Genomic DNA, 15,665 nt, shown 5'->3' on the forward strand with positions numbered 1-15,665 from the left:
TTAAAGCAGAAATCTATCTCCAGTTAAGCTCCAAGACCTCAACAGCCGATCGGCACGATCGTGGATGTTTGTCGTACAATCTCCTTAACAGGCAAAGGGAAAGAGCCTTCGCCGATCGGGGATTAAAATTAAAAGCGCATGACTTTCTCTTCAATAATTCGTACCCTGGGGCGATCGCCCCTAGCAACAGAACTCCTCAACAAGCTCAAGCGCCATCGCTGCTTGCAACTCAACGGCATCGCCCGGTTGCCCAAAGGTTTAGTAGCTTCCGCCCTGGCACAGCAAGAAGGGCGGAGTTTACTGGTAGTGACGGCAACTCTAGAAGAAGCCGGCCGTTGGGTGGCAGGGCTGGAGGCTATGGGCTGGCAGACTGTGCATTTTTACCCAACTTCCGAGGCTTCGCCCTACGAGCTATCTTACTCCGACGAGAACGAAATGACTTGGGGACAAATGCAGGTGCTGGCGGATTTGGTCGAGAAACGAGAAACAAACGCTAATTCTAAGCCGATCGCGATTGTAGCTACCGAAAGAGCTCTCCAGTCTCACTTGCCGCCGCCTGCTGCTTTTGAACCCTACTGTCTGACGCTGAAGCGAGGTGCGGTTCAAGACTCGAAGATACTTGACCGCCAACTCGTGTCGATGGGGTACGATCGAGTGACTCTGGTGGAAATGGAGGGCCAGTGGAGTCGCCGGGGCGATATTGTCGATGTCTTTCCGGTAGCGGCGGAGTTGCCAGTGCGGCTGGAGTGGTTTGGGGATGATTTGGAGCAAATTCGGGAGTTTGACCCGTCTTCGCAGCGATCGCTCGATAAGGTCGATCGGTTGGTGTTAACTCCTACTAATTTTAACACAATTATTAAAGCAGTTTTATCTGAAAAAAAGGTTGACGAAATCAACCACCTAGGCTCTGTTGACACAGAAAATGAACCCGAAAATGAAGCGGAAAAATTTGTCCGCAGGTTGTTGGGTTTAGCTTTCGAGCAACCCGCATCTTTGTTGGATTATTTGCCAGAAAATACTTTAGTTGTTGTTGACGAACCGCAAGGCTGCGAAGGTCACAGCGACCGCTGGTTTGAGAATGCAGAGCAACAGTGGAAAAATTGCGATCGGGAATCTGTTGTTGCGGAGGCGGGGACAGAAAAGTTGCCAATTTCTCATTTGAAAGTTCCGAAAATTCACCGCACTTTTGCTGAATCTATGGCAGATGTCGCAGCTTTCGAGAGGCTAGAACTTTCAGAATTGGCCGAAGATTCTACGGCTAAAAAATTTCAAAGCTCTGGGGAGAGTGACCAGCTACCGTCTGCGATTAATTTGGCTTCTCGGCCTGTGCCGGTGATGCCTCACCAATTTGCGAAGCTGTCTCAAATGCTCAGGGAAGAGCGCGATCGGGGTTTTACCATTTTTCTAGTTTCGGCTCAACCGAGTCGATCGGTTTCTCTGCTGTCGGAACACGACTGTCCGGCTCAGTTTGTGGTGAATCCGCGCGATTTTTTGGCGATCGACAAGTTGCAATTGCAGCACGTTCCGGTTGCTTTGAAGTACAGCGGGCTGGCAGAATTGGAAGGTTTTATTCTGCCGACTTTTCGGATTGTTTTAATTACCGATCGGGAATTTTACGGTCAGCATTCTCTCGCTACTTTTAGCTACGTCCGCAAGCGCCGCCGCGCTGCTTCTAAGCAAGTAGACCCGAATAAATTAAGCCCAGGTGATTATGTGGTTCACCGCCAGCACGGAGTGGGCAAGTTTATCAAGTTGGAACGTTTGACGCTCGATCGGGAAACTCGCGAATATTTGCTGATACAATACGCTGACGGTACTCTGAGGGTGGCTGCCGATCAATTGGGCGCTTTGTCGAGGTTTCGGACTGTAGGCGATAAAGTACCGGATCTAAACAAGCTGACAGGTCAAACTTGGGAAAAAACTAAGACAAAGGTTCGCAAAGCTGTTAAGAAATTGGCAGTGGATTTGCTCAATCTTTATGCTAAAAGAGCTAAACAAACAGGTTACGCTTTTCCTCCTGATATGCCTTGGCAACAAGAATTAGAGGATTCTTTTCCTTACCAGCCAACCCCGGATCAGTTGAAGGCAACTCAGGATGTGAAACGCGACATGGAGGGCGATCGACCGATGGATCGCTTGGTCTGTGGCGATGTCGGTTTTGGTAAGACAGAAGTGGCTCTGAGAGCGATTTTTAAGGCGGTTACGGCGGGCAAGCAGGTGGCTTTGCTCGCTCCGACGACGATTTTGACCCAACAGCACTATCACACGCTCTCGGAGCGTTTTTCCCCTTATCCGATCGAAGTTGGTTTGCTCAATCGCTTTCGCACTGAAACCGAGCGCCGGGAGATTCACAAGCGTTTGGCGACTGGGGAATTAGATGTGATTGTCGGTACTCAAGCTGTTTTGAGCAAGGCGATTAAATTTCGGGATTTGGGCTTGTTGGTGGTGGATGAAGAACAGCGGTTTGGAGTTAAGCAAAAGGAAGCAATTAAATCTCTCAAAACAGAGGTAGATGTTCTGACTCTGACAGCAACGCCGATTCCCCGGACTTTGTATATGTCGCTGTCGGGGATTCGCGAGATGAGTTTGATTTCGACTCCGCCTCCCAGCAGGCGCCCGATTCAGACGCATTTGGCTCCCTATAACCCGGAAGTGGTGCGATCGGCAATTCGTCAAGAATTGGACAGGGGCGGTCAGGTTTTTTACGTGGTGCCGCGGATTGAGGGGATTGATGAGTTGGCCGTTCAGTTGCAGGAGATGGTTCCGTCTGCCAGAATTGCGATCGCCCACGGTCAAATGGAGGCGTCGGAACTAGAATCAATCATGCTGACTTTCAGTGCGGCAGATTTCGATATTTTGGTGTGTACGACGATTATTGAGTCGGGTTTGGATATTCCGCGAGTCAATACTATTTTAATTGAAGACGCGCAGAAGTTTGGTTTGGGTCAGCTTTACCAGTTGCGGGGACGGGTGGGACGCGCGGGGATTCAAGCTCATGCTTGGCTGTTTTATCCCAAGCAGAATAAGCTGTCTGATGCTGCAAGGCAGAGGCTGCGGGCAATTCAAGAGTTCGCGCAGTTGGGTTCGGGCTATCAGTTGGCTGTCCGAGATATGGAAATTCGCGGTTCGGGTGATGTTTTGGGTACTGAACAATCTGGTCAAATGGAGGCGATCGGTTTTGATTTGTATGCTGAAATGTTAGAGGAGGCTATTCGGGAAATTAAGGGTCAGGAAATTCCGAAAGTGGAGGACGCGCAAATTGACCTAACTTTGACGGCGTTTATTCCTGCCGATTACATCGCAGATTTGGATCAAAAGATGAGCGCTTACCGGTCTGTGGCTTCTGCTAATACGCCTGAAGAATTACAGCAGATTCAGGTTGATTGGTGCGATCGCTATGGGCCAATTCCTCTGCCAGCCCAGCAGCTTATCCGTGTGGTTGAACTCAAACAAATCGCTAAAAAAATCGGTTTTTCTCGGATTAAGCCGGAGAATAAGCAGAACATAGTTTTGGAAACTGCGATGGAAGAGCCTGCTTGGAATTTGCTCAAGGCTAATTTGCCGGAACATTTGCGCTCTCGTTTTGTCTACAGCAAGGGGAAGGTTACTATTCGGGGTATGGCGGTTTTGACGGCCCAAAAGCAATTGGATAATTTGATTGATTGGTTGGGTAAAATGCAGGGCGCTTTGCCGGAAGCAAATGTTTGATTTTAATATATAATCCCCAAATCTCGCGCACCGCCGAAACCACAGAATAATACTGATGGAACCAGAAAAAATATTACTGCTGTTTTCATGATGGTTTTAGCGACAGAAAGGATTAAAATCGTGAAAAAGTTAGTGAGTATTTTTTTGGCGATCGCGCTAATGCAAGGAGTCCCAATGGCGGTTCAATCTCAACAAATAATTGACCCGATCGATCGGGTTGTGAGTGCCGGATTGATGAATAAAGATGCTAGTGGTAATTTTAATGCTGATGGCCTTGTCAGTCGCGCCGATTTGGCGGTGATTTTAGTGAAAACTTTTGGTTTGGAACGCCGGAAAACCGCTCAGAAACCGGATAGGGAATTGCCGGACGTACCGAAGAGTTACTGGGCTTACAGTGCGATTCAAACTGCTTTGAAAACGGGAACGATGAGTGGATATCGCGACGGAATGTTTTTCCCAAATCAAAGGGTGACTCGCGCTGAAGCTTTGGCGATTTTTGCTCAGGCTTACGGGGTTTTTCAGTTTCCCGAACCCAGCATTTCCGAAATTTTAGCTAAGTATCCAGATGCAGGCGAAATTCCTAATTGGGCTAGAAAGTCTATAGCTACTGCACTTTATGAAGGGTTTGTTAATATTGATATCGCAACTAATAAGATTAATCCTTTGAAGCCGATGACTCGTGGGGATATCGCTTACGCTTTGAGCAAGTATTTAGAGCGGCAAGTAAGGCCCAGTTCTTTGCCTGTCCCGGACGAGGAGCCTCCCGATCGCGGCGTGGGAAGGTGATAGTGTTGAGTTGTGATATCAAATCCGGTAGCATCGGAATTATTCCTCTCTGTATTCTCTCCCTCTGCGTTCTCTGCGCCCTCTGCGGTTAAATCATTCCGATACAACCGGAAACGATATGAGTTAAAAAGTCGATCGCCCGCAATTCAAACACCATGCAAAATCCCGGAGATTTGGTGACTGTAAAAGCAGCCATCAAACCCCCAGGATTTAAGTTTTTCCTCTTAAACGAGGCTCAAATTATCTGCACTGAGCTTTAACTCAATCAGCAGTAGCCAATTCGGTACTAGCACCACCGCGCTTCCGTGTCAGGGTATTGAAAAGCATCTGACCGACAGCTTTAATCAAATTGCCTTCTAACTCCATAAACATCTTCATGTTCATGCCAAAAGCTGCATTAGCTTCGTCAACAATTCGCTCTGCTGTTGCTTCGTCAATCGGCAGTTCATTCATTGCCTGACGGTAGTTACCCTTGAATTCTTTTTCATCAGGAATATCCTGGAATTCATAGAAAGCAGTGCCTTCTCCGTCGGAAAGATTCATCCCGCGCTGGGCAATTCCCTTCAGGATTTGTCCGCCGGATAAATCGCCAAGGTAGCGAGTGTAAGAGTGAGCTACTAACAGTTCCGGTGCGGTCGCCGAAATCTCGCGAATTCGCTCCACATAAGCTTTAGCTGCGGCTGAGGGGGCTACTTGTTCGCGCCAATTCGCACCGTAGTAGTAAAATAAATCTTGCTCTAAGCTGTGTTTGCGATTCAACTCAGAAAAGTAAATTTTTGAAACAACCGGATGCTGCTTTTGGCGTTCCATTTCCTCTTCCATTGCCGAGTAGACAAAGTAGAGGTTTCCTACTAACTTCCGGTAAGAAGTTTTTTCTACAACGCCTTTTAAAAAACACTTGACAAAACCGACGTTTTCTGCCATTGTGTGGGACTTTTTGGTTCCCTCACGCAATTTGGTCGCTAAATTGATGCTCATGCTATATGTGTCCAACCTTCTATTTTTGTGGTAGCTGATGGATGCGCCAAAAATCTAAAATTTACCTAAGTGTTTACCTTAGATCGATTTGATGAGAGATTGTATTAATTTTTATAACAAAATCTACCGACCTCAAACGGCAGAAACCCTTGTGCCTTCCGAGGCACAAGGGTTCAAACTGCTGAAAAAGTTTAGTCGTTAGTGGTTCCTCATCGACTGTTAGCTACTGACTAACTTAGATGTCCAAGTCGAGGAGGTTGAGTTTGGGGCCGTAGGTTTCAATGAATTCGCGGCGGGGGGCGACACGATCGCCCATTAAGATCGTAAAGATGCGATCGGCCTCAGCAGCGTCTTCAATTTCCACCCGTTTCAGCGTCCGAGTTTCTGGGTTCATCGTTGTATCCCACAACTGTGTCGGCATCATTTCCCCCAAACCTTTGAACCGCTGAATGGTGTAATTAGCATTCGCCGGAAATTCATTGCGGATGAGATTGTTCATTTCGCGATCGCTGTAACAGTAGTAATGATTGCGTCCCCGTTCCACTTTATAGAGAGGAGGACAAGCAATATAGATGTAACCTTGTTCTACAAGTGCCCGCTGATAGCGGTAGAAGAAAGTCAGCAACAGCGTGCGGATGTGGGCACCATCCACGTCAGCGTCAGTCATAATTACGATGTGGTGGTACCGCAATTGACCCGGATCGAATTCTTCGCCTTTGATGCCCAAACCCAGGGCTGTAATTAACGATTGAATTTCGTTATTTTTGTAGATTTTGGCGTCGTCGGTTTTCTCAATGTTGAGAATTTTACCGCGCAAAGGCAGGATTGCTTGGAATTGGCGATCGCGCCCTTGTTTGGCACTGTTGTGCACGAAAATTCCCGCCCCTAATGCAAAGTTGTGACTGTTGGGCACTTCGATGTCGTAGACATCGTACCGCTCCTCCAAATGTTCGATCGACACAACGCGGTGGTTGTAATTCCGAACCGCTTGGCGAGCATATACTTCATCACCATTAAAGTAGCGATCGCAAAACGTCTCAAACTTCAACAAAGTCTTATCACCCTTCATGCGGCGATAAAGATTGTAAGCATCTACATTCATCCAACCTTCTTTCAGGTGGACTGTCTTCAAAGCTTCCAGCGTCTGGCGGTAATAAGTTTCCTTCAAAGCTTCTTTACGTTTCTGGCGAAACTCCGGCGTCCACTGTTCCTTAGTTTTTTCGCGCCGCCACTCCAACAAATTCTCATCTTGCCACTGCTCTTTCGCAAATTGCGAATTAGTCTCCCGCGCTTCAGGATTGTTAGCAAAATGATTGCGAACCCGTTCCGACTGAGCCAAACGGTTTTCTTCGGAACTCCAATACTCTTGCTGGGCTTGGTTCAGCAGTTCATTATTCTGCTGGCGATAAGTTTCATCAGTATCGTAAAACTCCCGCCACTTGCTCATCATGTAAGCTTTATACTCTTCATCTTCCCACTGAGCTTTCGCCTGTTCCGAAAGAATTTGTCGCGTTTCGGGCTGCCGCATCCGCTCTTTCATCATCGCCCGAAATTCATCGGTCATGTGAGCTTGACGGCTCTTTTCAATGACATCGGGCCTGTGCAAGGTTTTCTCAAGGTTCGCGCGGTGAAGAGCCAAGTGATCCTCAGCAGGCAATCGCTGAATATTTGTCGGATTGTTGTTGAGTTTGTTAAAGTCAACGTGATGGCGGTGATTGCCGTCAGATGCGAGATAAACGCCGTGTTTCAGGTTGTAGAAATCCGCTAAAAGATGGGTGTAAATCCACTTATCACTGTTGGGATTCCAAACCATTTCGTAACCGTTAAGTCCCTGACCCTGTTTGGTTTTTTCCGACAACTTGCAGTGGAACGGCATTAATGAATCTTCCGGTGTCAGCATGGCCGCTGCTTTGTAAGTGCCATCCCGCAACATGAATGGATGGTCGGGAGTGCAAGTTATTGTCTCCCCATTGTCTAATGTCAATTTGACAACTTCAGCATTTGCTTTAGTCATCCGAGCATTAGTTATTCGCTCAAACCCGATGTTTCCACTCTCGCGAATGGTGTAGCAAAAGTGTTCTTTACCTTCTGCTTGTTCGTCAACTATCTGTTTGATAGTTTTTGTGGTGCCGTCAGCTAATTTTATTTCCTGAAAAGAATAAAAACAGCCCCCCGCGGAATCCCCCTCGACCAGGTATATCTCAGACAGGGCGGGGTCTCTGGAGCTACAGTCCGCTAATTTTCCCGGCAAAGGAGACGATTCTAAGACAGATTTTCGGCGCACTAAATCGCGGGCACGACGGGCAGCTTCAGCGGCCTTAAATGCCTGAATTGCTTTTTCCAAAATAGCGTCAGCTACTTGGGGGCGAAACTCCAAATATTCTGTCAATACTTCGCCTACCAAGGAATCGACAATTCCCCGAACTTCTGTATTGCCTAGCTTGGTTTTAGTTTGGCCTTCAAATTCCGGGTCTGGGACTTTGACAGAAATCACTGCTGTCAAACCTTCGCGAACGTTTTCGCCGGCGAGGTTGGGCTCGTTTTCTTTGATTTTGTTGCGCTTGCGGGCGATCGAATTCATCGTCCGCGTCAAAACCGCCTTCAAACCTTCTAAGTGCGTGCCACCGTCGATCGTCCGAATGTTGTTAGCAAAACCTAGAACGTTGTCGCTAAAAGCATCAACGCACCACTGCAAAGCCACTTCTATTTGCACGTTATTGCGTTCGCCTTGCACGTAAATCACTTCTTCGTGCAGAGGCTGCTTTTCGCGGTTCATGTAGGCGATATATTCCTTGATTCCGCCCTCATAACAGTAAGTTTCGATGCGAGGTTCGCTACTTTTGAGCAGTTCCAAACGGTGGTCGCTAAACGTAATTCTCACGCCCGCATTCAAGTAACCCAATTCTCGCAAGCGCCCCGCGAGTGTAGTGTAATCAAATTCAATGCCAGTGCTAAATATTTGAGTATCTGGCAAGAAAGAAACTGAAGTGCCGGTGCGAGTGCCTTTGTTGGGCTTGGCAGTAAGTTCCGTAACTGGATTGCCTCTTTCGTAGCGCTGTAAATGTTCTTTTTGGTCGCGCCAAACTGTCACTTCTACCCACTCGGACAGCGCGTTAACAACAGAAATACCTACACCGTGCAATCCTCCAGAAACCTTGTAGCCACCACCGCCAAATTTACCGCCGGCGTGAAGTACAGTCATTACTGTTTCTATTCCCGATTTGCCAGTCTTGGCAACGATGCCGGTGGGAATACCTCGGCCGTCGTCTGTCACGGTAACGGAACCGTCGGCGTTGATGTCAATCTCGATGTGAGTGCAGTGGCCAGCCAGCGCCTCATCTATGGAATTGTCCACAACCTCGTAAACTAGATGGTGGAGTCCTCGCGGGCCGGTGGTACCGATGTACATCCCCGGTCGTTTACGGACTGCTTCGAGACCTTCGAGAACTTGAATCTGGTCGGCGCTGTAGCTGCTGGTCATACAAAAATAGCTCCAATAATGAGGCCTAAAGCCCCAAAAGCTTCTAAAATGGGAAAACTCCTAAAATTATAGCACAAAACCGTTAAAGGCGATGCTAGGGCTTTCTGAAGGGAAATTTATCGGGGGGACGTACCCGGCATAGTAGTTTTACTTGGGGAGCTATTGACATTTGGTGGCGGGGCTGTTAGCCGGAAGGTTGAGAAGTGCGATCGCCCGGTTGTCGGCGCTTGCCAATAATTGTTTTGTACCTCTTCTGGTGTCTCCGAACTGCTAGCGCTTGGCGTGCGGCCGCCACTGCGTCGCGGGCCTCGATCGCCCGTTGGACGATCGCCCCTGCGACTTCGGGACGGGCTGCCAGATACTCCATCAATCCATTTTCCACCAAAGATTTAACGATTTCTTGTACTTCGGGGTTGGCTAGCCGATTTTTCGTCGGGCCTTCAAATTCGGGATTCGGTACTTTCAGGGCAATAATACCGGTGAAGCCTGCCTCTAAAACCCCAGACCAATCCAAAATTTTATCTGTATCTTTAAGCTTGCCCAGATTGCGGGCGATCGCGCTTACCGTGCGCCGAGTCGTCAATTGGAAGGTGTTAAAGTATGTGCCGCGGTCAATGTTCTCGACGCAGTTGGCAAAACCTAACAGTCGGCCCCAGGACTTATTTTGCCTCGGAACGTGCCACTGAAAGGCTATTTCTACTTGTATGCCGTCGCGATCGCCCTGAATGTAAATAATATCTTTGTGCAGCGTTTCCACATCAGAGTTTAGGTAGGCGACATATTCCCGGATGCCACCAGGGAAGCAGTAGGTTTCGATGCAGGGATTACTGCTGCCTAGCAGTTGCAAGCGGTTGTCAGTCAAAAGAATTGTCAAACCGGGATTGAGATAAGCAAGCGGCCGCAGATGAAGGGCAAGAGTGGTGCGATCGAACTCAATGCCATTCTTAAAAATCTCCACATCTGGTTTGAAACAAATCGACGTACCCATGCGGTTTTCGGGACTCAGTTTAGCTGTCAGCGGCGTAACAGCGACGCCTTTGTCAAAACGCTGGCTGTAAATTTGCCCCTCGCGCCAAACAGTTACCTGCAACCATTGAGACAAAGCATTGACAATTGCTACCCCAACTCCGTGGAGACCTCCTGAAACCTTGTAGCCGTCGTGGCTGTCGCGCCGGCCGGCAAAGTGGATAACTGTGAAAACTGTTTCCAAGAATGATTTGCCAGTTTTGGAATGAATCTCAGTGGGAATTCCCCGGCCGTTATCTGTCACGGTAACAGAACCGTCAGCGTTGAGGTCAACTTCGATGCGAGTGCAGTAACCGGCCAGCGCTTCGTCGATCGAATTGTCCGCAACCTCGTAAACTAGATGGTGCAGTCCTCGCGGGCCGATCGAACCGATGTACATTCCCGGTCGTTTCCGAACTGCTTCGTGGTCTTCGAGAACTTGAATTTGGTCGGCGCTGTAGCTGCCAGTCATACAACAATACCTCCAATAATGAGGTCTAAAGCCCCAAAAGCTTTTAAAATGATAAAACTTCTAAAGTTATAACACAAAACGGTTAATGGCGATGCTAGGGCCTTCTGAAGGGAAATTTATTGAGGGGATGGATGGCTTGGATCGGGGAGGAGTGTTTGTTGTCAGCTAGAGGAGTTTGGGTGCGATCGCCCGCAAGGAAGTAAGCTATGCCTAGATTAATTACGATTTGTGGGGCGACGGCGACGGGGAAGTCGGGAGTGGCATTGGCTTTGGCGGGGCGACTACAATCCTCGATCCTCAGTGCGGACTCCCGTCAAGTGTACCGCGAATTTGACATCGGAACGGCAAAACCGACGGCGGTCGATCGCACTTGTGTACCCCATCACTTAATTGACATCTGCGATCCGACAGAAACTCTAACACTCGCAGACTACCAGCAACAAGCTCAAAATTTAATTGCTGCTGTTGATTCTCCTCTGTTGTTGGTGGGAGGGACGGGCTTATATATTAAGTCTGTAGTCAAAGGTTTGAAAATTCCGAGGGTAGCACCGATGCCCGAATTGCGATCGCAACTAGCAGAACTCGGACAATCTCAATGTTACGCGATGTTGCAGCAAGTCGATCGCTCTGCCGCTGAGAAAATTCACCTCAATGACCCAGTAAGAACTTTAAGAGCACTGGAAGTATTTTATGCGACCGGTCGCCCTATCTCCGAACAGCAGGGCGAAAATCCTCCCAATTATCCTATTTTACAAATTGGGTTGGATTGCGCGATCGATGTTTTGGTCGATCGGATCAAACAGCGCACCGAACAAATGCTAGAACGCGGTTGGATAGCTGAAGTAGAATATTTGTGTAAAAAATACGGCTGCGATTTGCCACTTTTGAACACGCTGGGCTATCAGGAAATGAAACAATATTTGGCTGGCGACATTAAGCTGGAAGAAGCTAAAGAATTAACAATTTTGCACACGCGGCAATTTGCGAAGCGTCAGCGGACATGGTTTCGAGCCTATCCTGAAATTGAATGGTTCGATGTTAGCATACCCGATTTGTGCGATCGAGTTTGGCGGAGGGTTGCAGAGTTTTGCGAACAATAAAGAGTTTTTTTACCGCAGAGGGCGCAGAGGGCACAGAGAAAGAGTAAGGAGAGATGTAAGTGTTATTTTTAATTTGGCAAAATTTCTCTAATTCTTTGCCGAAACAAACGCACAGCAGCACGCTGTCCGACTGTTCTGCTTTGTTCGATGAAACCGGGAATTTCAGCAACTGGTAAAAAGGGAAATGCTAAACTGCGATCGCACATTTCATATTTCCCTTTTCTCGTTCCCAGGATCTGCCTGGGAATGCCTGAATCCGAGGCTCTGCCTCGCACAAATAGGGAGGCAGAGCCTCCGGATCTGCGTTCCTAGGCTGAGCCTAGAAACGAGGGGAAATCCGTCAATTAACTGTACAAACTCGCCACATATTCGCCGTAACCGTTGTAGGGCAAAGTTGGGCGAGTTTCCCACGACCAACTGTTACCGGGGCCGACTATGCGTTCGCTGGCCTGCGACCATCTGGGGTGCGGCTTGTCGGGTTCCACATTTGCTTCAAAAGCGTATTCGTTGGGGCCGATTGTATTCCAAAAAGTGGCGGGCTGCTGTTCGACAAATTCAATTTTGACGATCGACTTTGCGCCCTTAAAACCGTATTTCCAAGGAATCACTTGCCGCAGCGGCGCACCATTTTGTTTTGGTAGCCTTCGGCCATACAAGCCTGTGGCGAAAAATGCTAAATCGTTCGCCATTTCTTCAATTCGCAGGCCTTCGGTATAAGGCCAAGGATAAAATTGCGACATCAAACCGGGGCCGGGAGTAATTTTGGGGTCGTAAAATGAGGTGAAGCGAACGAATTTAGCTTTCGATTGCGGTTCGACATCAGCCATCAGTAATTTCATGGGAAATCCGACCCACGGAACTACCATCGCCCAGGCTTCTACACAGCGAAATCGATAAACTCGTTCTTCGATAGGAAATTTTTTGTTGAGGTCGTCAATATCATAAGTGCGGGGATTTTTTACTAAACCGCCTACTTCTACTTTCCAGTTTTCTGTTGGCAAAGCTTGAGCGGCTTGCCAAATAGATTTTGTGCCGCCGTATTCGTAAAAATTGTTGTATTTTGTAGCTAAGGCTTGGTCGGTAATCGCTCGATCGACTTTCGCAAAGTCGGGATTCCGGCTCAATTCCGAATATGCTTGGGTTGAGCTTTGATCCAGAGCAGTTTTTGAGCTAGCATTGCTTTGGCAGCCAGTCAGCGGCAGCAGGGAAGCAGTCACGCCGGCGCCAATTAAATTTGTCATGAACCGGCGGCGGTTGAGAAAGGCTGTTTCTGGGGTAATTTGGGGTTCGAGAATTTCCCAAGGTTTGGGTACGCGAATTAACGGCATAAGTAATAGTTAAAAGTTAGTAGTTACTTGGGAAAAAATTGCCTAAGTTTTAATCGGTTAGTCGATTCTACATGGGAAATTTGAACTTTTAGATTCACTCCATAGAACAAAGAATCTCGGATATTTGGCAAGCTCTCCCGATTGATTTGGTGCGATCGCACGGCAAGTATTCGCAATGACAGTATAGCTTAATTCGGTAACAACTGAGATATTGCACCATTCTAAAGAACAGGCTTTCCGGCCTGTGAAGCGAAGAATGATTTTCTTGTGGGGAGTAGGGGTTGGGCAGGAGATCCCGCCCGTATGCTCGACCTATTAAACCTCGCTCGCAGGAAAGTCAGCAATTATTTACGCGCGATCGACCGCAGCAATTGTGGCGAAAATCTGGGAAACAATTATGATCAAGCAAAGATTCCAATTATTTAATTTGTCCACAGGAAGCGGCACGCACCGCCCCGCTTTCCTCCCCCACCAGCAACCATGTCGGACGGGGGTCTCCAGCGGAAAGACAAATGAGTTACTGCACCAATCCCCATTGCCAGAATCCCCAAAATCTCGATCGCGCGACAGTCTGCAAAAGTTGCGAGTCGAACTTGCTGCTAAAAGGCCGCTACCGAGTCTTTCACACCCTCGGTCAAAGTCTCACTTGCCGCACCTTCTTAGCCGTCGATGAAGACCAACCTTCGCAACCCCGTTGCGTCATTCAACAGTTCTGCGCGCCCGCGGCAGTCGCCGACGGTCGCACACAGCAAAACCGGACATTTCGCGCCTCGGCCTCAGTTCTCGACGAGTTGGGGAAACATCCGCAAATACCGAAACTGCTGGCATCTTTTGAACTCGAAGGCTGCCAGTATTTAGTGCAAGAATACATCGAAGGCCGCAATTTAGCCGATCGGCTTTCAGAAAAAGGTGTTGTTAAAGAAATTCAAATTTGGTATCTGCTGAGCGAATTGTTGCCAGTCCTGCAATTTGTTCACGAAAATCAACTGATTCACGGAGATATCAAACCGTCCAATATTATTCACCGGAAAACTCCCCAAGCATCCCCAGCTTTGGCAGGGAAAGAGGATTTACATTCCGTGTCTCAGGAAAGTGCCTATGGGCTAGTTTTAGTCGATTTCGGCGCCGCAATTCCGGCTAATAGCGGGCCGCTCAAAACAGAAACGGTGACAGGTTCTGCGGAATACGCCGCCCCGGAACAAATTAAAGGCCAAGCGATTAAGAGCAGCGACATCTACAGTTTGGGAGTCACTTGCATTCACTTGTTAACGGGAATGTCGCCCTTTGATTTGTTTGACATCAAAGCCGAAAGTTGGGCCTGGAGGCATTATTTGAAAGTACCAGTTTCGGCGCGACTCGGCCGCATTCTGGATAAAATGGTGCAGCGAGAACCATCAAAACGCTATCGATCGACCGAGGCAATTCTCACAGACATGAAATACGGCCCGGCACCGGTAGACGTGATTCTCAGCAAACCCAAGTGGACTTTGGCAATGTGGGGAGCAACTGCGGTTGCCCTGCTGTCCGTAGTGCTAGGTTCTCGCTTGCCATCTCCTGCACCGCAGGCTTTCACTTCTGGTGAGCCTGCTTCTAGCATTCCCGAAATTCGGTTCAATCCGCCCCCGATGCAGAATTTCAGGGGTGAGGCATCGCCGTCAGGGCCTGCTGTACGGACTCTGGCGGATCAACACAAAAACCCGGTTTGGGCGGTAGCAGTCGCTCCCCACGGCCGCGTGATAGTCAGCGGGAATAACGACGGCACAATTCACCTGCTGCACAAGCGTCACGGCAAGCTGCTCAAGGTTTTAGCAGGGCATTTGGGGCCCGTGTGGTCGGTGGCTGTCAGTCCCGACGGCAGGACGATCGCCAGCGGTGGCGTTGACGGTACGATTAAATTGTGGAGTTTCTATTCTGGCAAGTTAATTCGGACTTTGGACGGACACCAAAACGGCGTGTTCTCGGTGGTTTTTAGTCCCGATAGCCAGGCCGTGGCCAGTGTCGGTAAGGACAAAACTTTGAAGTTGTGGCAAGTCGAAGGCGGGGCAGAGTTGGAAACTCTCAAGGGGGTTTTTGACGAGGTGCAGTCGGTGGCTTTCAGTCCCGATCGAGAAACTTTGGCGATCGGCAGCAGCGACGGTAAGATCAACCTGTGGAACTGGCAGACTGGGGAATTTAAAGAAACTCTTTGGGGTCATTCCGAGGCGGTTTGGTCTCTGGCCATCAGCCCGGACGGTCAAACTCTCGCCAGCGGTAGTTGGGACAAGACGGTGAAGCTGTGGGATATCAGCCCCAATAATCACTCCGGGCAGCCCAACGGTTCTCTGCTACGGACTTTAATCGGCCATTCCGACAAGGTTAAGTCCTTGGCTTTCAGTCCCGACGGAGACAAGCTTGCCAGCGCCGATTTGAGCGGCACTATTAAGCTGTGGCGGATGAGTCCCGGCGAGCGGTGGCAGATGAGTCCCGCCGACACGGTGGGCACGCTGAAGGGTCATTCTACCTGGGTGGATTTGGCTTTTAATCCTCAAGACAAAACTCTGATCAGTGGCAGTTTTGACCACACGATTAAGGTGTGGCGACTGTCTCCTTAATTTTTTCGATCGCCCGTTCGATCGATTTTTGAACAGCTAGGGCGATCGAACATTCAGTTAATTTATCTATCAACACTTCCGACAGTTTCAAGGCTGACGCATGGGGTGGCGAGAAACCCGGTTTCTATGAGTTTTGCTAAGGATCGCGAATTAAATAACTTACAATTTTAATTGTTATTGTGGGATGGGCGTCCCGCCCGTCCTTTTTGGACGGGC

The 15,665-nt window shown here is 48.7% G+C and carries 9 protein-coding genes; 4 read left to right on the plus strand and 5 right to left on the minus strand.

All coding sequences use genetic code 11. The features are described 5' to 3' along the window. The first annotated feature begins 138 nt into the window (after window positions 1-138). Together mfd and QUB16_RS14825 are read left to right on the plus strand one after the other, a co-directional pair. On the plus strand, window positions 139-3,708 hold the full coding sequence (gene mfd, locus QUB16_RS14820) for a transcription-repair coupling factor (RefSeq protein WP_333317121.1): 3,570 nt from the start codon (window positions 139-141) through the stop codon (window positions 3,706-3,708). Window positions 3,709-3,840: 132 nt separating this feature from the next. Beyond that, a complete protein-coding gene (locus QUB16_RS14825) occupies window positions 3,841-4,494 on the plus strand; it encodes an S-layer homology domain-containing protein (protein ID WP_333317123.1) in 654 nt (217 codons plus the stop codon). Between the two features lie 261 nt (window positions 4,495-4,755). Here QUB16_RS14825 and QUB16_RS14830 read toward each other — a convergent pair whose 3' ends face one another. The 3 genes from QUB16_RS14830 to QUB16_RS14840 all read right to left on the minus strand — a co-directional run bounded on the left by QUB16_RS14830 (window position 4,756) and on the right by QUB16_RS14840 (window position 10,430). Beyond that, window positions 4,756-5,472 carry a heme oxygenase (biliverdin-producing) gene (locus QUB16_RS14830; protein ID WP_333108776.1) on the minus strand — a complete coding sequence of 239 codons (717 nt, stop codon included), beginning with the start codon at window positions 5,470-5,472 and terminating at the stop codon, window positions 4,756-4,758. 235 nt (window positions 5,473-5,707) lie between these two features. After that, window positions 5,708-8,953, minus strand: coding sequence for a DNA topoisomerase (ATP-hydrolyzing) subunit B (gene gyrB / locus QUB16_RS14835; protein WP_333317124.1), 3,246 nt, complete (start codon window positions 8,951-8,953; stop codon window positions 5,708-5,710). 184 nt (window positions 8,954-9,137) lie between these two features. Then, the gene (locus QUB16_RS14840; RefSeq protein WP_333317127.1) at window positions 9,138-10,430 is read right to left on the minus strand and encodes an ATP-binding protein; all 1,293 of its coding nucleotides are present in this window, start codon (window positions 10,428-10,430) and stop codon (window positions 9,138-9,140) included. Between the two features lie 206 nt (window positions 10,431-10,636). Between QUB16_RS14840 and miaA the strand changes: the two genes are divergently transcribed. Beyond that, the gene (miaA, locus tag QUB16_RS14845; RefSeq protein WP_333317129.1) at window positions 10,637-11,530 is read left to right on the plus strand and encodes a tRNA (adenosine(37)-N6)-dimethylallyltransferase MiaA; all 894 of its coding nucleotides are present in this window, start codon (window positions 10,637-10,639) and stop codon (window positions 11,528-11,530) included. 68 nt (window positions 11,531-11,598) lie between these two features. Here miaA and QUB16_RS14850 read toward each other — a convergent pair whose 3' ends face one another. Together QUB16_RS14850 and msrP are read right to left on the minus strand one after the other, a co-directional pair. After that, window positions 11,599-11,736: a hypothetical protein gene (locus QUB16_RS14850; protein WP_333053602.1), complete on the minus strand. Its 138-nt coding sequence runs from the start codon at window positions 11,734-11,736 to the stop codon at window positions 11,599-11,601. A gap of 138 nt (window positions 11,737-11,874) precedes the next feature. Beyond that, window positions 11,875-12,858 carry a protein-methionine-sulfoxide reductase catalytic subunit MsrP gene (msrP, locus tag QUB16_RS14855; protein ID WP_333317131.1) on the minus strand — a complete coding sequence of 328 codons (984 nt, stop codon included), beginning with the start codon at window positions 12,856-12,858 and terminating at the stop codon, window positions 11,875-11,877. Between the two features lie 512 nt (window positions 12,859-13,370). On the opposite strand from msrP, the gene QUB16_RS14860 reads away from it, so the two are divergent. Continuing rightward, window positions 13,371-15,449, plus strand: a complete 2,079-nt coding sequence (locus QUB16_RS14860) for a serine/threonine-protein kinase (RefSeq protein WP_333317133.1) — start codon at window positions 13,371-13,373, stop codon at window positions 15,447-15,449. Window positions 15,450-15,665: the final 216 nt, after the last annotated feature.

The sequence above is a fragment of the Microcoleus sp. D3_18a_C4 genome, assembly GCF_036702415.1.
GTDB lineage: Bacteria > Cyanobacteriota > Cyanobacteriia > Cyanobacteriales > Microcoleaceae > Microcoleus.

Coding starts and splice junctions, on each gene's coding strand:
- mfd (WP_333317121.1), top strand. CDS start 139: ATGACTTTCTCTTCAATAATTCGTACCCTGGGGCGATCGCCCCTAGCA.
- QUB16_RS14830 (WP_333108776.1), bottom strand. CDS start 5,472: ATGAGCATCAATTTAGCGACCAAATTGCGTGAGGGAACCAAAAAGTCC.
- gyrB (WP_333317124.1), bottom strand. CDS start 8,953: ATGACCAGCAGCTACAGCGCCGACCAGATTCAAGTTCTCGAAGGTCTC.
- QUB16_RS14840 (WP_333317127.1), bottom strand. CDS start 10,430: ATGACTGGCAGCTACAGCGCCGACCAAATTCAAGTTCTCGAAGACCAC.
- miaA (WP_333317129.1), top strand. CDS start 10,637: ATGCCTAGATTAATTACGATTTGTGGGGCGACGGCGACGGGGAAGTCG.
- QUB16_RS14850 (WP_333053602.1), bottom strand. CDS start 11,736: ATGTGCGATCGCAGTTTAGCATTTCCCTTTTTACCAGTTGCTGAAATT.
- msrP (WP_333317131.1), bottom strand. CDS start 12,858: ATGCCGTTAATTCGCGTACCCAAACCTTGGGAAATTCTCGAACCCCAA.
- QUB16_RS14860 (WP_333317133.1), top strand. CDS start 13,371: ATGAGTTACTGCACCAATCCCCATTGCCAGAATCCCCAAAATCTCGAT.